Annotated in this window: 15 protein-coding genes; 4 read left to right on the top strand and 11 right to left on the bottom strand. The window is 64.7% G+C overall.

Annotation, left to right across the window (positions count from 1 at the left end; translation table 11 throughout):
- Positions 1 to 227 precede the first annotated feature (227 nt).
- The 7 genes from dnaE to ACSQ3P_RS04830 all read right to left on the bottom strand — a co-directional run bounded on the left by dnaE (position 228) and on the right by ACSQ3P_RS04830 (position 10,496).
- Positions 228 to 3,701 (bottom strand): DNA polymerase III subunit alpha, encoded by a 3,474-nt coding sequence (dnaE, locus tag ACSQ3P_RS04860; RefSeq protein WP_436164472.1) that lies wholly within the window; start codon positions 3,699 to 3,701, stop codon positions 228 to 230.
- Positions 3,702 to 4,072: 371 nt separating this feature from the next.
- Entirely contained in the window at positions 4,073 to 4,759 is a 687-nt protein-coding gene (locus tag ACSQ3P_RS04855; RefSeq protein WP_069691677.1) for an ABC transporter ATP-binding protein, read from the bottom strand.
- A gap of 20 nt (positions 4,760 to 4,779) precedes the next feature.
- Entirely contained in the window at positions 4,780 to 6,093 is a 1,314-nt protein-coding gene (locus tag ACSQ3P_RS04850; RefSeq protein ID WP_436165162.1) for a lipoprotein-releasing ABC transporter permease subunit, read from the bottom strand.
- Positions 6,094 to 6,127: 34 nt separating this feature from the next.
- Positions 6,128 to 7,459: a proline--tRNA ligase gene (gene proS, locus ACSQ3P_RS04845; RefSeq protein WP_436164471.1), complete on the bottom strand. Its 1,332-nt coding sequence runs from the start codon at positions 7,457 to 7,459 to the stop codon at positions 6,128 to 6,130.
- Between the two features lie 129 nt (positions 7,460 to 7,588).
- Positions 7,589 to 8,089 carry a pantetheine-phosphate adenylyltransferase gene (gene coaD, locus ACSQ3P_RS04840; RefSeq protein WP_436164470.1) on the bottom strand — a complete coding sequence of 167 codons (501 nt, stop codon included), beginning with the start codon at positions 8,087 to 8,089 and terminating at the stop codon, positions 7,589 to 7,591.
- A gap of 49 nt (positions 8,090 to 8,138) precedes the next feature.
- Positions 8,139 to 10,274 (bottom strand): methyl-accepting chemotaxis protein, encoded by a 2,136-nt coding sequence (locus tag ACSQ3P_RS04835; protein ID WP_436164469.1) that lies wholly within the window; start codon positions 10,272 to 10,274, stop codon positions 8,139 to 8,141.
- 84 nt (positions 10,275 to 10,358) lie between these two features.
- On the bottom strand, positions 10,359 to 10,496 hold the full coding sequence (locus tag ACSQ3P_RS04830) for a hypothetical protein (protein ID WP_436164468.1): 138 nt from the start codon (positions 10,494 to 10,496) through the stop codon (positions 10,359 to 10,361).
- A 164-nt stretch (positions 10,497 to 10,660) separates the two neighbouring features.
- Between ACSQ3P_RS04830 and ACSQ3P_RS04825 the strand changes: the two genes are divergently transcribed.
- Positions 10,661 to 12,541, top strand: coding sequence for an ABC-F family ATP-binding cassette domain-containing protein (locus ACSQ3P_RS04825; RefSeq protein WP_069691681.1), 1,881 nt, complete (start codon positions 10,661 to 10,663; stop codon positions 12,539 to 12,541).
- Positions 12,542 to 12,646: 105 nt separating this feature from the next.
- Here ACSQ3P_RS04825 and ACSQ3P_RS04820 read toward each other — a convergent pair whose 3' ends face one another.
- Genes ACSQ3P_RS04820 through ACSQ3P_RS04805 form a run of 4 tightly spaced genes read right to left on the bottom strand, consistent with a single transcriptional unit; the run spans position 12,647 to position 15,578 of the window.
- Positions 12,647 to 13,135, bottom strand: coding sequence for a nuclear transport factor 2 family protein (locus ACSQ3P_RS04820; RefSeq protein ID WP_436164467.1), 489 nt, complete (start codon positions 13,133 to 13,135; stop codon positions 12,647 to 12,649).
- A 41-nt stretch (positions 13,136 to 13,176) separates the two neighbouring features.
- Complete coding sequence (locus ACSQ3P_RS04815; RefSeq protein ID WP_436164466.1) at positions 13,177 to 13,587, bottom strand: hypothetical protein; 411 nt, start codon at positions 13,585 to 13,587, stop codon at positions 13,177 to 13,179.
- Positions 13,584 to 14,036 carry a DNA polymerase III subunit chi gene (locus tag ACSQ3P_RS04810; RefSeq protein ID WP_436164465.1) on the bottom strand — a complete coding sequence of 151 codons (453 nt, stop codon included), beginning with the start codon at positions 14,034 to 14,036 and terminating at the stop codon, positions 13,584 to 13,586. The genes ACSQ3P_RS04815 and ACSQ3P_RS04810 overlap by 4 nt, the downstream gene beginning before the upstream one ends.
- Positions 14,037 to 14,084: 48 nt before the next feature.
- Positions 14,085 to 15,578 carry a leucyl aminopeptidase gene (locus tag ACSQ3P_RS04805; RefSeq protein WP_436164464.1) on the bottom strand — a complete coding sequence of 498 codons (1,494 nt, stop codon included), beginning with the start codon at positions 15,576 to 15,578 and terminating at the stop codon, positions 14,085 to 14,087.
- Between the two features lie 161 nt (positions 15,579 to 15,739).
- On the opposite strand from ACSQ3P_RS04805, the gene lptF reads away from it, so the two are divergent.
- The 3 genes from lptF to ACSQ3P_RS04790 are packed head-to-tail and all read left to right on the top strand — an operon-like array spanning position 15,740 to position 20,613.
- Positions 15,740 to 16,930 carry an LPS export ABC transporter permease LptF gene (lptF, locus tag ACSQ3P_RS04800; protein WP_103716914.1) on the top strand — a complete coding sequence of 397 codons (1,191 nt, stop codon included), beginning with the start codon at positions 15,740 to 15,742 and terminating at the stop codon, positions 16,928 to 16,930.
- Complete coding sequence (gene lptG, locus ACSQ3P_RS04795) at positions 16,930 to 18,018, top strand: LPS export ABC transporter permease LptG (RefSeq protein WP_436164463.1); 1,089 nt, start codon at positions 16,930 to 16,932, stop codon at positions 18,016 to 18,018. Before lptF ends, lptG begins: the two co-directional genes overlap by 1 nt.
- A 57-nt stretch (positions 18,019 to 18,075) precedes the next feature.
- Entirely contained in the window at positions 18,076 to 20,613 is a 2,538-nt protein-coding gene (locus tag ACSQ3P_RS04790; RefSeq protein ID WP_436164462.1) for an LPS-assembly protein LptD, read from the top strand.
- Positions 20,614 to 20,632: the final 19 nt, after the last annotated feature.

The raw sequence follows: 20,632 nt of genomic DNA, 5'->3' as shown, positions 1-20,632 counted from the left end.
GTTCGCTCCACTCCTCTGGTGAGAAACGGCTGCGCACCCGGATGAAAACGCTTTCCTGCTTCATTTGAAAGCATTGCTCTCAGCTCAGCACAAGGCCGGTATGACGCTAGAGCAGGATGCGAAAAAGTGGGAACCGGTTTTTCGCATTGATCCTGCTCTAACACTTTGATGAGAGCCGGTCGCGCAGGCGGAAACTCGCCTGACCCCAGGGCGGCTTTCGCGCCTCTTCAGCGCAATTCGACGCTGACCACGCCGGGCGCGGCGCGCACCGCATTGGCGATCTGCTGGTTGACCGGATAGCGCCCTGGCAACTCGATCTCGACCTCCTGCGCGCCGTCGTTCAGGATCATCACCAGCGCGATCTTGCCCTCGGCCCTGATGCCGTCGCTACGCGGACGGACACGCTCGGCGATCGAGGCCAGCGCCTTGTCGTCACGCAGATAGACCAGCAGATCCTGCTTCTGACGCGCGGCGAGATCGTCCAGCACCTCGACATCTTCGATGCGGGGCCGAACCTCCTCGCCGTCGAGCACGGCAGAAAGGCGCAGGACCAGCGCCCTGCCCGGCTCCAGCAGATCCCGGTAGCGCTGCAGCCCCTCCGAGAACAGGATCGCCTCGAACTGGCCGCTTGGATCGGAGAGGTTGACGATGCCCATCTTCGAGCCGGATTTCGTCCGCCGCTCCGATTTGTCGATGACGGAAACGGCGACCTTGGCGACCGAAGTGCCGTTGGCGCGCACGGTCTGGGCGAAATCGGCATAGCGCTGCACGCGCAGGCGCTTGAGCACATGCTCGTAATCGTCGAGCGGATGGCCCGAGAGGAAGAAGCCGACCGCGTCATGCTCGCGCCTGAGCCGTTCGGCCGGTGACCAGGGCTCAACAGGCGGGATGCGGAAAGCCTCCTGGACCATGCCGCCACCGAAGAAATCGGATTGTCCGGCCGCCGCCTCGTCGCGCGTTCGGTTGGAGAGTGCCAGCATGCCGTCGATCGCCGCCATGGCCCGGGCGCGCTCCGGCTCCAGCGCATCCAGTGCGCCTGCCGCAATCAGCGCCTCGATGGTGCGGCGGTTGACCAGCTTGGTGTCGATCCGTCGGGCGAAGTCGGCGAGATCCTTAAAATCGCCGCCGGCGCGGCGCGCGACGACGACGGATTCGACCGCAAGCCGCCCGACGCCCTTGATCGCGCCGAGTGCATAATGGATCGCATCATCGGCGACGTCGAACTCGACGCCGGAGCGGTTGATCGCGGGCGGCAGAACCTTGATCTCGAGGCGCTCGGCGTCGCGGCGGAATTCGTTGAGCTTGTCGGTGTTGCCCATATCGAGCGTCATCGAAGCAGCGAGGAATTCGACCGGATAATTCGCCTTGAGATAGGCGGTCTGGAAGGCCACCACGGCATAAGCGGCCGCATGGCTCTTGTTGAAGCCGTAATCGGCGAATTTCGCCAGAAGATCGAAGATCTCGGAAGCGATATCCTTGGTCATGCCGCCTTCGACGGCGCCGCGCACGAAACGGTCGCGCTGAGCGTCCATCTCGGCCTTGATCTTCTTGCCCATGGCGCGGCGCAGCAGGTCTGCCTCACCGAGCGAATAGCCCGAGAGCGCCTGGGCCACCTGCATCACCTGCTCCTGGTAGACGATGATGCCGTGCGTTTCGGCGAGGATCGGCTCCATCTTGGGGTGCAGATAGGTCGGGCTTTCCTGACCGAGCTTGCGGCGGCAATAGCTCGGGATGTTATCCATCGGGCCCGGCCGGTAGAGCGCGACCAGCGCGATCAGATCCTCGATCCGGTCGGCTTTCATGTCGACGAGCGCACGCCGCATGCCGGCGCTTTCCACCTGGAACACGCCGACCACCTCGCCGCGCGCCAGCATCTCGTAGCTCTTGGGATCGTCGAAAGGCAGGCTCGCGAGGTCGACCGCGATGCCGCGCTGGGCGATGAGCTTCACCGCCGTCTCCAGGGTGGTCAGCGTCTTGAGGCCGAGGAAGTCGAACTTCACCAACCCGGCCTGCTCGACCCATTTCATGTTGAACTGAGTGACGCGCATGCCGGTGCGCGGATCGACCGAGAGCGCGACGAGCTGTTCGAGCGGGCGGTCGCCGATGACGACGCCGGCCGCGTGGGTCGAGGCGTGGCGGTGCAGGCCTTCGAGCTTCTGGCCGATCTCGAGCAGGCGCGCGACGATCGGCTCCTCCGCCGCCGCTTCCTGCAGCTTGGGCTCGCCTGCAATCGCATCGACCAGCGAAATCGGCTTCGCCGGATTCTGCGGCACGAGCTTGGTCAGCTTGTCGACCTGGCCATAAGGCATTTCAAGAACGCGGCCGACATCGCGCAGCACGCCCCGCGCCAGCAGCGTACCGAAGGTGATGATCTGTGCGACGCGCTCCTCGCCATAATGGCGTTTGACGTAGTCGATCACCTCTTCTCGCCGGTTCTGGCAGAAGTCGATGTCGAAGTCCGGCATCGAGACGCGGTCGGGGTTGAGGAAGCGCTCGAACAGCAGGCCGAAGCGCAGCGGATCGACGTCGGTGATGGTCAGCGCATAGGCGACGAGCGAGCCCGCGCCCGAACCGCGGCCGGGCCCGACCGGAATACCGTGGTCCTTGGCCCATTTGATGAAGTCGGCGACGATCAGAAAGTAGCCCGGGAACTTCATCCGGGTGATGATGGAGAGCTCGAAATCGAGCCGCTTCTCATAGTCCTCGACCGTATAGCCGGAAGCCGGGCCGTGCTTGGCAAGCCGCGCGGCTAGGCCGGCGCGCGCCTGTGCTTCCAGCTCCTCCGCCTCGTCGCTCCCTTCCGCGCCGAAGCGCGGCAGGATCGGCTTGCGCAGGCCGACACGCCAGGAGCAGCGCATCGCGATCTCGACGGTCGCGCTCAAAGCCTCCGGCAGGTCGGCGAAGCGCCGCTTCATCTCGGCGCGGCTGGCGAACTGATGCAGCGGCGTGACGCGGCGGCGCTCGCCGTCGGAAACCAGACGCCCGGCGGCGACCGCCAGCAGCGCGTCATGAGCGTCGAAGTCGCCAGGCTTTGCGAAGAAGGGCTCGTTGGTGGCCACGATCGGCAGGTCGGCATCATAGGCAAGCCGCAGCAGATGCGCCTCGACCACGGCCTGCCCCTCGCGCTCATGGCGCTGGATCTCGACATAGAGCCGGTCGCCGAAGATGGAGGCGAGTTGGTCGAGCCGGGTTTTTGCCTGCGGCGCCTGCCCCGCCCGCAGCGCCATGTCGAGCGGACCGCCATAACCGCCGGTCAGGGCGATCAGCCCTTCATGATGCGCCGCCAGGCGCTCCAGCGACGAGATCGGCTGCCCCGAGCCGCCGGCCGCCAGGCAAGCCTCGGAGACGAGCTTCATCAGGTTGCCGTAGCCACCCTCCGTCATGGCGAGCAGGACGATGTGCGGTGTGTCCTGCTGCACGGGCTTGCGGCCGCCCTCGGCTTCATCCGCGAAATCGACCGAGAGCTGCACGCCCACGATCGGCTGCAAGCCGGAACCCGCCAGCTTCTCCGAGAATTCGAGCGCGCCGAACAGGTTGTTGGTGTCGGTCAGCGCCAGCGCCGGCTGCCCGTCCCCGGCAGCCATCTTGGCGATGGTCGAGACGGTCATCGCGCCTTCGAGCAGCGAATAGCTCGAATGGACATGAAGATGGACGAAGCCGACCTCCGACAGAATGCGCGCCTCGCCGGATTCTCGACTCATTCCACCCTCGCCTGCCCGCTGTTCAGAGTGCGACTCGTGGCGTCGCGCCAGCGTCATATGAAGCGGTTGCGAGGCAGGCGTCGAGGCGGTGGCATGCCACGCTGTGGATAGACATGCCGCGCTGTGGACAGGTCAGACGCGCGGCCCTGCCATCAACGCCGCCCAGATCCAGATCATACCGAGGAACAGGCCAAGCGACAGGATTTCGGCCAGCCCGACGACCAGTTTGCGCGCAGCGATCATGTCCATCTCCAATGTTCTCTATACGTCCAATTTAATTCATGTTTTGTTCTCGTCAATGCCTATAGGTCAGCTCCGCTCTGCGCATATGAATGGCAGTTAACAGAATATTAAACCGAGATGACTTGCCGTCAGAGCGGCACGACCAGCCCGTCTCGGATTGTGACCTGGCGATCCATGCGGCGGGCGAGATCGAGATTATGGGTCGCGATCAGGGCCGCCAGCCCCGAGGCGCGCGCCAGGGCCACAAGCGTACTGAAGACATGCAGCGAGGTATGCGGATCGAGATTGCCGGTCGGCTCATCGGCCAGCAGCAGGCGCGGTGTATTGGCCATGGCGCGGCCGATCGCGACGCGCTGCTGCTCGCCGCCGGAGAGTTCGCCCGGCAGATGGTCGAGGCGCGCGCCCAGGCCGAGGAAGGTCAGCAGTTCAGCGGCCCGCTCTTCCGCCAATTGCTTTGGCAGACCACGGATGCGCTGCGGCAGGACGACGTTCTCCAGCGCGCTGAATTCCGGCAGCAGATGGTGGAACTGGTAGACGAAGCCGATCTCTGTGCGCCGCAACCGGGTGCGGCCCTTGTCATCGAGCTTGGCTGTCGCCATGCCGCCGACGAAGACCTCGCCGGCATCCGGCTTTTCGAGCAGGCCGGCGACATGGAGCAAGGTCGACTTGCCCGTGCCGCTCGGCGCGACGAGCGCGACGAGCTCGCCTGGCCACAGCGCGAAATCCGCCTTGCGCAGGATTTCGAGCGGAGCATCGGTCTGGGGGTAGAAGCGCTCGACCTGGGAGAGGAAGAGTGCAGGTGTTTCGCGTTGCATGATGCGACCAGTTCCTGCCTTCAACCCATCCTGAGCGCTTGGACGGGGTCGAGACGCGCCGCCTTCCAGGCCGGATAGAGCGTCGCCAGCAGCGACAGGACAAGCGCCATCACCACCACGCTGGTGACCTCGCCCCAATCAATGACGGAGGGAATGTCACTGAGGAAACGCACGGTCGGATCCCAGAGATTGGCGCCGGTGAGCCAGTTCAGCGCCGCGGTGATCGACTTGATGTTCCTGGCGAAGACGATCCCGAGCGCGAGGCCCGCCAGCGTCCCGAAGACGCCGATCGCCGCGCCCGTGATCAGGAAGACGCGCAGGACCGTGCCGCGCGTCGCCCCCATCGTCCGCATGATCGCGATGTCCGATGTCTTGTCCTTCACCAGCATGATCAGGCCCGAGACGATGTTGAGCGCCGCGACGAGCACGATCAGGGCCAGGATGATGAACATGACGTTGCGCTCGACTTCGAGCGCGCTGAAGAAGGTCCGGTTGCGCTGGCGCCAGTCGGACAGCACGAGCGGTCGCGGCGCATCGGCCTCGATGGCGTCGCGCACGGCCTGGGTCTTGTCGGGATTGTCGACGAAGATCTCGATGACGTTCACGTCGCCGTCGCGGTTGAAATAGGCCTGCGCCTCCGTCAGCGGCATGAAGACGAAGGAGCTGTCGAACTCGGTCATCCCGATTTCGAACACGGCCTGCACCGGATAGGCCTTGATGCGCGGCGCCGTGCCAAAGGGCGTGGAGGCCCCGCGCGGCGTCACGATGGTGATCGAATCGCCCGGTTGCAGCGACAGGGAATCCGCCAGGCGCTTGCCGATGGCGACGCCGCCGGCCGTGTCGAAGCCATCGAGCGTGCCGCGCCTGATGTTGCCGCCGACGAAGGGGATCGATTTGAGGTCGGCCTCGCTGATGCCACGCACCAGCACGCCGCCATTGGCGTATTGCGACGACGCCAGCGCCTGCCCCTCGACCAGCGGGATGGCGAGCTTGATGCCCGGCACCTTCCGCAACCGCTCGGCCACCGCCATGTAGTCGTCGAGCGGGCGGTCGATCGGGGTCGCGAAGATGTGGCCGTTCACGCCGACGATCTTCTCCAGCAGCTCCTTACGGAAGCCGTTCATCACCGACATCACGATGATCAGCGTGGCAACGCCGAGCAGGATGCCGAGGAAAGAGAAGCCGGCGATGACCGAAACGAAGCCCTCACGCCGGCGCGTGCGCAGATAGCGCCCGGCCAGCAGCCATTCGAAACCGGCGAAGGGACGGGTTCCGGTGGGCTGAATCTGCGCGCCCGTATCGGCCGTCTCGGCCGGCAACGCCTGCGTCGCCATATTCATCGACCCCTGCCCTGCCGGTTGCGCGGGTTCACGCGGTCTTTCCCTTGAAGCGATCAAGCGCGGCCTCGAGCGAGACGAGTTCTCGCTCGCCACTGGTGCGGCGCTTGATCTCGACCTTGCCCTCGGCCAGCCCCTTGGGGCCGACGATGATCTGCCAGGGCACCCCGATCAGGTCGGCAGCGGCGAATTTGCCACCAGGACGCGTGTCCGTGTCGTCGTAGAGCGCGTCATAGCCCTTGGCGAGCAGCGTCTTGTAGAGCTGCTCGCAAGCGCCGTCGGTCGCAGCATCGCCGACCTTGAGGTTCAGCACGGCAATGTCGAAGGGCGCGATCTCATCGGGCCAGATGATGCCGCCATCATCATGGCCAGCCTCGATCAGTGCGGCAACGAGCCGGCTCGGGCCGATACCGTACGAGCCGCCATGGACAGGCACGGGGATCCCGTCCGGGCCGGCTACGGTTGCGCCCATCGGCTCGGAATACTTCGTGCCGAAATAGAAGATGTGACCAACTTCGATGCCGCGCGCCGAAAGCTGCTTGTCGGCGGGGATCGCGTCAAAATCCGCAGCCTCATGCATCTCCTCGGTCGCGGCATAGAGGCTCGTCCATTTATCGACGAGGCTCTGGAGACCGTCCACGCTGTCGAAATCGGTGTCGATCGCGGGCGTCTCGAAGTCGAGATAGTCCTTGTGGCAGAAGACCTGGCTCTCGCCGGTCGAGGCCAGCACGATGAATTCGTGGCTGAGATCGCCGCCGATCGGGCCGGTGTCGGCGCGCATCGGGATCGCCTTCAGGCCGAGCCGCGCGAAGGTGCGCAGATAGGCCGTGAACATGCGGTTATAGGCGTGGCGCGCGCTGGCCTGGTCGATGTCGAAGGAATAGGCGTCCTTCATCAGGAATTCGCGCCCGCGCATCACGCCGAAACGGGGGCGGACCTCGTCACGGAACTTCCACTGGATGTGGTAGAGGTTGAGCGGCAAGTCCTTGTAGGACTTCACATAGGACCGGAAGATGTCGGTGACCATCTCCTCATTGGTCGGGCCGTAGAGCATCTCGCGGTCGTGCCGGTCCTTGATGCGCAGCATCTCCTTGCCATAGGCGTCGTAGCGGCCACTCTCGCGCCAGAGATCGGCCGACTGTATCGTCGGCATCAGGATCTCGATGGCGCCAGAGCGGTTCTGCTCCTCGCGGACGATGCGGCTGATCTTGTCGAGGACGCGCAGGCCCAGCGGCAGCCAGGAATAGATGCCGGCGGACTGCTGGCGGATCATCCCCGCGCGCAGCATCAGGCGGTGCGAGACGATCTCGGCTTCTTTGGGCGTATCGCGCAGCAGGGGCAGAAAGTAGCGGGAGAGGCGCATGGAGGAACTCGTGGAACGGTGGACTCGCACCGAAACGATGCGAGTCAGTGGTGCCAGAGACACCATCGCCGTTCACAAAATGCAAATGCAAATCCAATTCGCACCACCGAAAATGGCGCGGAACCGGGGTTAGCGCGTCGGGAATTTGACCTTGAGCCTGGTGCTGACCAGAGGCGGAACGAAGGCCGAGACGTCTCCGCCCATCGACGCGATCTGGCGGACCAGCGTCGAGGTGATGTAGCGCGTATTGGCGGAAGCCGGGAGGAACACGGTCTGCAAATCGGGCACCATGGTCTGGTTCATGCCGGCGAGCTGCATCTCGTAGTCGAAGTCGGTGGCGTCGCGTAGGCCGCGGATCATGATCGTCGCGCCGGCGGCCTGAGCGGCCTGGACGGCGAGATAGTCGAAGGTCACGACCTCGATGGCAACGCCCTCCGCCGCCGCGATCGGCTCCGCGACCTCGCGCAGCAGCGCGGCGCGTTCATCGGCCGAAAAGATCGGGGCCTTGCCGGGATGCACGCCGATGGCCAGGACGAGCCGGTCGCAGAGCCGGCAGGCGCCCGCGATGACGTCGGCATGGCCGTTGGTGATCGGGTCGAAGGATCCGGGATAAAAGGCTGTGCGGCTCATGAGGAAGGGTTAGCCCCTGCCCGCCTCGCCGACAAGCGGCTCGCCGCGCTCACGCCGCACGGACCTGCGTGATGAACTGATCGATCCGCGACTTCAGCGAACTCGCAAGCCCGCTCAATTCGTTCGATGCCCGCAGGACGGCGGCCGCGGCTTCCGAGGTCTGCTGCGAGGCGTTCGAGACCAGGCTGGTGGCGTCGCCGATTCGGCTGAACTCATGGGTCGCGGCGCTGACATCGGAAACGATGGCATGGGTCACGCCATGCTGCTGGCGCATCGTTCCCGCGGTGCGGCGGACCGCGTCGCTCAGATCGGCGATCATGCCGCGAATGCCGGCGATGGCATCGACTGTCTCGCCCGTGGCCTGGTTCATGGTCGCGATCTGGCGCGAAATATCCTCGATGGCGCGCGCGGTCTGGGCCGACAGCCCCTTCACCTCGGAGGCGACGACGGCGAAGCCGCGACCGGCGTCGCCGGCGCGGGCGGCCTCGATCGTGGCGTTGAGCGCAAGCAGATTGGTCTGCGCGGCGATGCCGGAGATCAGGCCAGTGACGTCGGAGACGCGCGCGGCTCCGGTCGCCAGCGAATCCACGATCACCCCCATCTCGTCCGCGTAATCCCGCGCCGACCGTGCCGAGCGGTCGGAAGACTGGACGTCGCCATCAAGCCGATCAATCGCCAGACGCAGATCGCGCGCCGCCTCCTCGATCGAACTCATGCTGAAGATCGCCCGCGAGGCCGCCTCATGGACCGTACCGGCATTGGCCTGCGTCTCGCGCGCTCCCGCCGACAATTCGCTCGCCGTCACGCTGAGAGCCTCAGCGGCGTTGGAGACCGCGCTCGTGACGCCCAGCACGGAGCGCTCCAGATCGGATGCGAGATCGCTGAGCAAGGCCGCGCGCTGCCGCTGTGTGTCGCTATCGCGCTCCTCACGCTCCTGCAGGCGGGCCTGCTCGTCCCGCACCATGGTTTCGCGAATGCTCTGGACGGAAGCCGCGATCGCACCGATCTCGTCGCGTCGCTGCGCACCAGGGATGCGCAGATTGGTGCGCCCCGCCGCGGCCCCCGCAAGCGCCTCGGCGAGCCCGGCGATCGGCTGCGCCACGGAGAGGCCAAGCAGCAACGCCACCAGCAGCACGGGGCCGAGCACACTGAGGCTGGCCACCACGATCGCTCCCTTGAGCTTGTCGATGACGGCGAAGGCCGAACTCTCGGGCTCGGTCAGCCAGAGCAGCCAGGGCCAGCCATCGACCGCTATGGCGCGCCCGGTCACGACCAGCGGTGCGCCGTCGCGGCTCGTCATCTGGAGCATGGCGCCGCCCGAGGCGGCGAGCCGACGCGGATCCAGCGTCTCGACGGGCGCCGTGCCAGCCTGCCGCGCGGCGGGGTTCGAGCGCATGAAGCCGTCCGCGCCGACGACATGAGCCTCCGTATGGCGCGACGCGCTGGCGCTCGCCGCCAGAGCATCGTCGATCAGCGAGGTGTTGATCGCGAAGATGAGCGTGCCGGCCGGCTCGGAAGCCCCGGTATCGGCGTCAGAGAAACGCTGCGCCAGGAAGGCGCGCGATTCGCCGCCGACCGGGTCGTAGGGCGCGAAATCGATGACCGCCTGCTCGCCGATGGGCAGCTTGCTCGCGGCCTCGAAGATGGTGCCGAGCCCTGATCGGGCGAGGTCGGGCTCGCTGATCAGGCGCCCGAATTCGGGCCCCTTGGTCACGCTGTAGACGACGCGCCCCTTGGCGGAGACGAGGTAGACGTCGGCATAGCCGAACTGCTTCAGGATCGCGGAATAGGTCTCGTGGATCGCGACATGGCGCCAGGAATAACCATGCTTGTGATCCTGGCCGGTCCGCGCCACGCGTTCGGATGAAGATAGCGAACCATCGCCTTGATAATAGGACAGAATGGCGCTGCGGTCATAAGCGCCCAGCTCCATCCATTTGCCGATCTCGTCCAGCGATGTGACCGTATAGGCGCTACGCGCCTGCACCGAGAGTTCGGAGCGGATCTGCCGCCAGCGCCGCTCGATCGCCTTGGCATGGCTTTCGGCGAGAATGTCGAGGCGCTCGCGCACCGCTTCGCGGGTCCATTGCTGAACGGCGAAATAGGCCGATCCGCCTACGGCGAGCGCGGCGAGGCACGCCAAGCCGAGCATGGCGGCAGGAAGCCTGAATCTCAGACTGAACAAGCGCCCTGGTCCTCGCAGCGACACCGATGATGGTGGCAGGTGAATAGACCAGTCGGCGTTAACTTTCGCTGAAAGGCCCCGCCCTCAGGACGATGGCAGCCAGGATAGCGGCAGCAATGCCGCAGCGGCGGCGGCGCTGCCGATGATCACCGACGTCAAGACGATCAGGATAGATACGATCGAGACGTGGCGCCGGCCGGCGAAACTGGAATTGAGCTGCATGGGATGCTCTGGGCGAATCGAATGATGTTCGGCTTACTTTGCGTGAGGGCCCTGCCGGGCCGCGGAAAGGCGAGATCGTGGCGAAACCGTGACGGCGTCCGTCGAACAGCCCCTAGGCGCGTTTGACGATTGCTTTAGGGGCGAATTCCCGCCTAAACCGCCGCATGCTCACGATCAACGACATTACCTACAGGCTCGGTGAACGGCTTCTGCTCGATCACGCCAGCGCAGCGCTGCCCGATGGCTCGCGCGTTGGCCTCGTGGGCCGCAACGGCACCGGCAAGACCACGCTCTTCCGCATCATCACCGGCGATCTTTCGCCGGAAGGCGGCAATATCAGCCTGCCCAAGGGTCGGCGCATCGGCGGCGTCGCGCAGGAGGCGCCCGGCGGTCCGGAGACGCTGATCGAGGTCGTGCTCGCCGCCGACACCGAGCGCGCGGCCCTGATCAAGGAGTCCGAGACCGCCAAAGACCCGCATCGCATTGCCGAGATCGAAACCCGGCTTGCCGACATCAACGCCCATTCCGCCCCGGCCCGCGCCGCGACCGTGCTGCACGGCCTCGGCTTCGACGAGGCGGCGCAGCAGCGCCCCTGCTCGGATTTCTCCGGCGGCTGGCGCATGCGCGTCGCGCTCGCCGCCGTGCTGTTCTCGGAGCCCGACCTGCTGCTCCTCGACGAGCCGACCAACTATCTCGACCTCGAAGGCACGCTCTGGCTCTACGATTATCTCGAGCGCTACCCGCACACCGTGCTCGTCGTCAGCCATGACCGCGAATTGCTCGACACCTGCGTCGACCACATCCTGCATCTCGACCAGGGCAAGCTGACGATCTATCGCGGCGGCTACACCTCCTTTGCCAGGCAGCGCGCCGAGAAGCAGATGCAGCTCTCGAAGGCCAAGGAGAAGCAGGACGCCGAGCGCAAGCATCTCCAGGCCTTCGTCGACCGCTTCAAGGCCAAGGCCTCGAAGGCGCGCCAGGCACAGTCGCGCGTCAAGCGGCTGGAGAAGATGGAATCGATCGCCACCATCGTCGATCGCGACGTCCAGCCCTTCAGCCTGCCCGGCCCCGAGCGGCCGCTCTCGCCGCCGATGATCGTGCTGGACAACGCCAGCGCCGGTTATGGCGACCGCACCGTGCTGTCGAAGCTCAACCTGACGCTCCTGCCCGACGACCGCATCGCGCTGCTCGGCTCCAACGGCAACGGCAAGTCGACCTTCTGCAAGCTGATCGGCGGCAGGCTGCCGCCGCTCTCGGGCACGATGCGGAAATCATCGAAGCTGGAGACGGCCTATTTCGCCCAGCACCAGCTCGACGAATTGCGGCTGGAGGACACGCCGGTCGCGCATCTGCGCGATCTGATGCCGGACGCGCCCGAGGCCAAGGTGCGCTCCAAGGCTGCGCAGATCGGCTTCCCCGCGAGCAAGGCCGAGACGCCGGTGAAGAACCTCTCCGGCGGCGAGAAGGCCCGGCTGATGCTGGGGCTCGCGGCCTTCGGCGGCCCCCATCTGCTGATCCTCGACGAGCCGACGAACCATCTCGACATCGACAGCCGCACCGCGCTGGTCAACGCGATCAACGACTATCCCGGCGCGGTCATCCTCGTCAGCCACGACCGCTTCCTGATCGAGTCCTGCGCCGACCGGCTCTGGCTGGTGGGCGACGGCACAGTCAAGAATTTCGACGGCGACATGGAGGACTACCGCAGCTTCGTGCTCGGCACCGCGAAGGCGGCCAAGCGCGAGAAATCCGCCGCCGAGGCAGCCCCCTCAGGCAATGGCAAGGCCGAGGAGCGCAAGGAGGCTGCGGTCAAACGCATCGCGCAGGGCCCACTGCGGCAAAAGCTCAATCTCGCCGAGGCGCGCATCGCCAAGCTGACCGGACTGATCGAGAAGGTCGACGGCGTGCTCGGCAATGGCGCGGCCTTCGCGCGCGACCCTGACAAGGCACTGATCCTCTCGCGGCAGCGGGCCGAACTCGCCGAGGCGCTGGCGGCAGCCGAAGAGGAGTGGTTGGGCCTGAGCGAGGAATTGGAGAGCGCTTGAGGTTGCCAAGGACTATGAGGATGATCTGACGCAGCAGGCCCGGCAAGCGTTCCGGCTCGCCGGAGATGCACCTGATCAAGGATAATCGCTTCTGCTGCCGTATCGTCAATTCCTGACGGGCTTCAGAGCCGGGTCCCAATGTTCGACGATCTTGCCGTCCCTGACCCGGAACAGATCGAACCAGTAGCTGTCATAGGTCTTCAGCTCATTGCCGGGCTCTGCCCGGCTGCGACGCATCACGAGCTGGACGAGATCGCCCTGCGTCACGACGGCCACGAATTCGGTCGCGATGATCGCGGTGGCGGATTTGGGGTTCGGCCAGATCTTCGAGAAATACGCGTTGAATCCGGCCAATCCACTCGCCACGTTGGGATTGTGCTGGATGTAGTCATCGGCGAGATAGTCCTTCGCCCTGGTCCAGTCCTGCGCATCAAAGACCTTGGACCAGAAGTCGAGGACGAGCGCCTTATTGGCGGCTTCGGCTTGCGACAATTGCGAGACTGTCTGCGCCGAAGCGATCCGCGGCATGGTCGAAAGCAGGGCGAGGCCTGTCATGGCGACGGCTGCGAAACGAATGATCGATGACCGCCGCATATCCTGGTTCCTGCTCCCGATGCGGGAATGTGCCGAAGAGGTCAGCCCTGCCCGGGCTTAACGATCCGACTCAGCCTGTTGTCGGTGAACATGTAGATCTCGCGGCCGCCGGGCTCGGAATAGAGCACTTGCACCTCGCGCTGGCCCTTGCCGCTGTCGCCGATCAGCACATCGGTCGGGCGCGCGCCCTTCAGCTTGACCAATTCACATTCGGTGATGCCCTCCGCGATCTGCGGCGGCAAGGGGCGCGTCGAGGGATCGAGCGAGATATCGGCGCTGCATTCGCCGTCTGCAGTCAATTGCGCTTCCTGAGTCGAGACGCGCGCCGTGGCGCTGCTCGTCGTCGTGGTGGTGCGCCCGCCATTGGACTCGGAGGTGAAGGCGAACCCGCCCATATCGACGGAACACCCGCCCAGAGCGGCGGCGCAAACGAGCAGGACAGGCAATTTCACGCTTTTTTCTCCCAGCGGCCGGCGTCGTCCTGCTGCCAGTAGCTGGCGCTGGCGCCCGATGCCCGAACCGACTTCCAATCCTCGCGCGCCGCTGTCAGCGCGTCGGGATCGTCACCATCGAAAATCAATACGACGCGCTCGTAATCCTGCAATACGTCGGGAATGCGGACACCCTCCACACAGATGCGGACCTGCGCCGCGTTGGGGTTATGCGCCTTCGTCGTCAGCACAACGGGGTTCGCCGCCGCGTCGGCCTCGGCCGCCGTGACATGAGGCAGGAAGCTCTCGTCGGAATAGGTCCAGAGATGATCGTCGAGCGCGCTTAGTCGCTCTGGGCTGGACAACTCAACCACAACCTTCTGCCCGCGCGAAACAGCCCGATCGAGAATCGTCGGCAGGACCTGTTCGAGCGGGCGTGACTGCAGATGGAAGAACAGGATTTCCGGCATGAAAGCCTTTCTTTCCAAAATGTTATGGGATCAGTCTCTTAAGTCGAATCAGCTTTCGTAATGCTCCGCCACCAGATGGTCGAGCAGGCGCACGCCCCAGCCCGAGCCCCAGGAGCGGTTGGTCTCGGTGTTGGGCGAGCTCATGCCCGTGCCGGCGATGTCGAGATGCACCCAGGGGGTGTCGTTGACATGGCGCTGCAGGAACTGAGCGGCGGTGATCGAGCCGCCATAGCGGCCGGCCGAGTTCTTCATGTCGGCGAATTTCGAATCGATCATCTTGTCGTAGGCCGGCCCCAGCGGCATGCGCCAGACCGCCTCGCCTGTCGCCTTGCCGGCGGAGCTCAGCCGCTCCGACAGCTCGTCATTGTTGGAGAACAGGCCGGCGTGTTCCTGCGCCAGGGCAACCAGGATCGCGCCGGTCAGCGTCGCGAGATTGATCATGAATTTCGGCTTGAACTGATCTTGCGTGTACCAGAGCACATCGGCCAGTACGAGGCGGCCTTCCGCGTCGGTGTTGATGATCTCGATCGTCTGCCCCGAGAGCGAGGTAACGATGTCGCCGGGGCGCTGGGCATTGCCGTCAGGCATGTTCTCGACGAGGCCGATCACGCCGATGGCGTTGACCTTGGCCTTGCGGGCAGCGAGCGCATGCATCAGCCCTGTGACGCAGGCCGCGCCCGCCATATCGCCCTTCATGTCCTCCATGCCAGCGCCGGGCTTGAGCGAGATGCCGCCGGTGTCGAAAGTCACGCCTTTGCCGATGAAGGCGACAGGCTGGGCGCCGGACTTCGCGCCGTTCCAGCGCATCACGACGACGCGACTTTCGCGGCGCGAGCCCTGGCCGACGGCGAGGAGCGCGCGCATGCCGATCTTCTTCAACTGCTTCTCGTCGAGAATCTCGACCTCGACGCCGAGCTTCTCGAGCTTGGCCGCGCGATCGGCGAACTCTTCAGGGTAGAGAACATTGGGCGGCTCGTTGACCAGATCGCGCGCCAGTTCGACGCCGCCCGCGATCGCCTCACGCGCCTTCAAGGCTTTCTTGATCGCCGCAGGGTCAGACACCCGCAGCGTCACCGTAAGCGGCTCGGCCTCGTCCTTCTCCTTCGTCTTGGTCTTGTAGCGATCGAAAGCGTAAGCGCGCAGCCGCATCCCAAGCGCGATGTCCGCGGTCTGGTCGGCCGTCGGCTCACCGTCCGGCAGGGCCAGAATCACATCGGCGCTGCGGCCATGACCAAGGCGCCCGGCGATGGCGCCGCCAAGCTTGGCGAAATCGAGCTTGCCGCGCTCCGCTTCCGGGCCGACGCCGATTGCGATCAGGCGCTCATAGCCGGCTCCGTCGGGAGCCAGCAGGGTCAGCCCCGACAGCGCCTTGCCTTTGAAACGCTCGGCTACGGCAGCACGCGCGAGCAGGCTGCGGACGCCTTCGCCGAGCCATTCCTCGGCCGTCTTCGGCGGCGTCAGTGCATCCGATACGAGAATCACGAGATCCTGGCCGGAGATTGCGTTCAGGGCTTTGACCTCGAGCTTCAGGCGCGGCGACATGACGGGGCTCACGATTTAGGGATTGGGGCGTCGGGAAGGGCGAAACGAGACGAACACAAACGATTCCCGTTTGCGCCTTGATTGCGCCTATACCATAGGGTGAGTTCGTCGAACCGTCCAAGGGAGCACTTGCCTCCCAGCCTCGCATCGGAATCAGAAGCTTGTTCCTTAAGCGCCTCGACCGCTACATCCTGAAGATCGCGACGGTCGCGGCCATCGTCCTGCTTGTCGGGCTGACGAGCGTGATCTGGGTCACGCAGGCCCTGCGCGAGGTCGATCTGATCACCGGCAAGGGCCAGACGGTCCTGATCTTCTTCACCGTCACGCTGCTTTCGCTGCCGGCGCTGGTCGCAGGCATCGCGCCGGTCGCGCTGTTCATGGCGACGCTCTACACGCTGAACCGGTTGAACAGCGATTCCGAGCTGATCGTGATGAACGCAGCCGGCGTCGCGCCCCATCGCCTGACGCGCCCCTTCATCGTCCTGACGATCGCGACCTCGCTGATCGTCTGCTGGATGACGCTGTCGGTGATGCCCGCGGGATTTCGCATGCTGCGCGACCTGATCACGCTGATCCGCGCGGATTTCGTCGCGAACGTGGTCAAGGAAGGCCAGTTCGTCTCCCTCGATTCGGGCGTGACCTTCCATTACCGCGAGAAATCGGGCGACGCGCTGGTCGGCATCTTCATGCAGGACAGGCGCGATCCGAAGCAGCCTTCGATCTATATCGCCGAGCGCGGACGCACCGTCGATGTCGACGGCAACAGCTTCCTGATGCTGGAAAAGGGCACGATCCAGCGCGAGAACCGCCAGGATACGACCTCGATCATCTCGTTCGAGCGCTACGCGCTCAACCTGTCGGCACTGTCGGGCGATCCGACGGGAGGGGCCGGCGAAGGCGATGGCGACAAGGTCACCTACAAGCCGCGCGAACGCTCGACCTGGGCGCTGCTGAACCAGGATCCCAATGAAAGCTATTACAAGCTCCAGGAGGGGCGTTTCCGCGCCGAATTGCACAACAGGCTGTCGGCGCCGCTCTACCCGATCGCCTTCATGCTGATCGCCTTTGCGGCGATCGGCGAGGCGCGCACCACACGTCAGGGCCGCGCGGTCGCGCTCCAATCCGCCATCCTCATCGTCAGCGCGACGCGCATCGGCGCTTACGCTGCCTGGACGGCGAGCGTCAGATCAAGCTTCGCGGTCTGGCTGCTCTATATCCTGCCGCTGGCCGCCATCGTCATTTCCGTCTCGCTGATCGTCTTCGGCCAAAGGCTGCGTCCTTTCCTGGGACGCCTCACGGCGCCCTTGTTCGCGCCGTTCAACCTGCTCGCAGCAAGGCTTCGGCGCGCCTGATGCTTCTGATCTCGACCTTTGGCCGCTATCTGACAAAGCGGTTCGCACGCGCCATCCTCGGCGTCTTCAGCACGTTCTTCTTCCTGATCGGAACGCTCGACTTCGTCGAGCTGATGCGGCGCGCGGGCGATTCGCCCATCGCCACGACACCGCTGATCATCCAGCTCGCGCTCTACCGCGCGCCGGCAGTCGCCGAGCAGATCTTTCCGTTCGCGGCACTGTTTGGCGGCATGTTCGCGCTGCTGACGCTGAGCCGGAAGCTCGAGCTCGTCGTCGCACGCTCGGTCGGCGTCTCGGCCTGGCAATTCCTGCAACCCGCGGCCCTCGTGGCCGTGGTCATCGGCTTGGTCTCGATCCTGATCTACAACCCCGTGGCGGCCGAGCTGAAGCGCAAGGCCACCGCGCTTGAACTGCGGCTGTTCGCTCGCACCGGGCAGACGGCCAGCGGTCACGACATCTGGATGCGGCAACGCAGCGTCGACGGCCAGGCGATCATCCGCGCTGCCGGCGCGCTGCCGGACGGCGATGGCCTCTCCGACGTCGCGATCTTCAACTTCGATGCCAATGGCGGCTTCGTCGAGCGGATCGACGCGAAACGCGCCGTGCTCTATCGAGGACACTGGGAACTCACCGACGCGCGCGTGATCTCCGCCATGGAAGAACCGCAAAACTACAAGACCTACCTGCTCGCGACCACGCTGGAACCGGAGCAGATGCGGCAAAGCTTCACACCGCCCGACGCAGTCGGCTTCTGGGCAATGCCCACGGTGATCGAGAGGACGCAGCGCGCCGGGCTCGATACGACACGTTATGAACTGCGCTATCAGTCACTTAAGGCGCGGCCGCTGCTGCTCGTCGCCATGGTTTTGGTCGCTGCGTCCGTTTCCTTAAGATTTTTCCGGTTTGGTGGGGTAACTAGACTGGTGATAGGTGGCGTGGCGGCCGGCTTCGTGCTGTATGTTGCAACGCAGCTGTCGGAGGAGCTCGGATCGTCGGGAATCGTCAATCCGATCGTCGCCGCATGGCTGCCTGCGGCCGTCGGAACGATGCTGGGAGCCTTGACCCTCCTTCATCAGGAAGATGGGTAAGAGTACTGTGCCTATGGTTAATTTAGGATTGAGCGTATGAATGTGGGCGTGAGACGCATGGCGCGCTTTGCTACGGCGACCGCCCTCGCCTCGAGCTTGGCCTATATGCTGACGGCCGGCGGCATTGCCGTCGCGCAAGCGCCTGCTGCTGCCCAGAATCCCGCCGGGGCCAAACCGCAAGCCGGAGCCAAGCCGCAGGAGCGGATGGTCGTCGATGCCCGCGAACTGGTCTACGACAAGGACAACAACACCGTTTCCGCCGTGGGCGACGTCCAGATCCTCTATCAGGGGCGGACGATCGAGGCCGACAAGGTCGTCTATGACCGCGCCAGCAAGCGCGTCATTGCGACCGGGAACGCCCGGATCACCGAGACCAACGGCACGGTCATCACCGGCGACCATTTCAACCTGACCGACGATTTCCGCGACGGCTTCATCGATTCGCTGCGCGTGGTGAATCCTGACAATACGCGTTTTACCGCGCCGCGCGCCGAGCGCACGGACGGCGAGACCTTCATCTTCGACAAGGGCATCTACACAGCCTGCGAGCCCTGCAAGGACAAGCCGGAAAGACCACCGCTCTGGCAGGTGCGCGCCGCGCGGATCATCCACAAGAAGTCCGAGCAGACGATCTACTATGAGGATGCGCGCATCGAGTTCCTCGGCGTGCCGATGGCCTATGTGCCTTACATGTCGGGGCCGGATTCGACGGTGAAGCGGAAGTCCGGCTTCCTGTCGCCGAAGTTCCTGAATACGGGAGCGCTCGGCTATGGCGTCGGCCTGCCATATTTTCTGAATTTGGCGCCGGATTACGACCTGACCATCACGCCGACCTATCTGACGCGCCAGGGCCTGCTCGGCCAGGTGGAATGGCGCCAGCGTCTCGTCAACGGCGCCTACAAGATCCGCGCCTCGGGCATTTTCCAGCAGGAGCAGTCCAAGTTCCTGGCAACGCCGCTGGGCGCCGGCGACAAGGAATTCCGCGGCTCGATCGAATCGAACGGCAAGTTCTACCTGAACCCGCGCTGGTCGTTCGGCTGGAACGTGGCGATGTCGACGGATCGCTGGTTCTATAAGAACTACCGCATCATGAATGAGAGCATCAGCTCGACGACCTATCTGCAGGAGTCGATCTCGACGGTCTATCTCAACGGGCAGAGCGAGACGGCCTGGTTCGACATGCGCGGCTATTATTTCCAGCCGCTGACCTCGACCGATTGGCAGAAGCAGCAGCCCGTGGTGCTGCCGGTCATCGACTATGACAAGCGCATCAACAAGCCGTCCTTCCTCGGCGGTGAATTGACCTTCAACGCCAATGTCACGTTCCTGCACCGCGATGCGACGGCCTACCAGCAGATCCCGAGCCAGAGCACCTATCTGGTCACGACGCCGTCCTATTCGCTCTATGATGGCTGCGCAGTCTATCAGAAGAGCACCTGCCTGGTGCGTGGCCTCGCCGGCAATACCGCGCGCGCCACTGCTGAGGTGTCCTGGCGGCGCAACTTCATCGATTCGATCGGCCAGGTCTGGACGCCTTATGCGTCGCTGCGCGCCGATGTCTTCTCGATCAATCCGTCGACCACCGGCTACGCCAACGCCTATGCCAAGACGATCGCCGATACTTCGGACGAGATGTTCGGCCGGGCGATGCCGGCGATCGGCCTGATGTATCGCTATCCGTTCGTCGCCAAGACGAGCTGGGGGACGCATATCATCGAGCCGGTAGCGCAGATCATCGCGCGCCCGAACGAGACGAGCAGCCTGCGCGTCGCGAACGAAGATTCGCAGAGCCTGGTCTTCGACGACACCAACCTGTTCGAGTGGAGCAGCAAGTTTTCGGGATATGACCGACTCGAAGGCGGCACGCGCGCCAATGTCGGCGCCCGCTATACCGGGCGCTTTGGCACCGATGGCTACGCCAATGCCTTGTTTGGACAATCCTACAGCATCGCCGGGCGCAACTCCTTCGCTCGCGGGGATCTGGTCAATACCGGGCTTGATTCCGGCCTCGACACAAGCCGCTCGGACTATGTGGCGCGTGCGCAGATATCGCCCTTCAAGAATTTCGTCCTGACGGGCGCGGCTCGCCTGAACGAGAGCACATTCGAGGCGCAGCGCATCGACGCGGGGGCGACCTATACCAACAGCATCTTCACCGCGACGGTCGGCTATGGCCGCTATGAGCCGCAGCCCGATCTCGGCATCCCGCGCCGGCGCGAAGGCCTGTCGCTCAACGGCTCGGTCCTGGTTGCACAGAACTGGCGCGTGCGGGCCGGCGTGCTGTTCGACCTCGACAAGTACAAATACGACCGCGAAGTCTGGCGCGCCAGCTATGCTGCGGGAACCGCGACCATCGCCACTTACCCGAACACGACTCCGTTCCAGACGGCCTCGACCTCGTTCGGCGTGAACTACACCGACGAGTGCACTATTTTCGACGTCAGCTACACGCAGAACTACGCCGACAAGCAGGTCTCCGGCACGGCGAAAGATACCCGCACGATCATGTTCAAGCTTGAGCTCAAGACGCTCGGACAGCTCACCTATTCCCAAAATCTCGGTGGCTCTTCGACCGGCGACGGCGTCAGCCAGTGACGCCGACTGGCATCGACCT

It is taken from the genome of Allobosea sp. LjRoot9, from assembly GCF_964252745.1.
Classification (GTDB): Bacteria; Pseudomonadota; Alphaproteobacteria; order Rhizobiales; family Beijerinckiaceae; genus Allobosea.
This window is presented reverse-complemented; position numbering and strand designations above follow the sequence as displayed.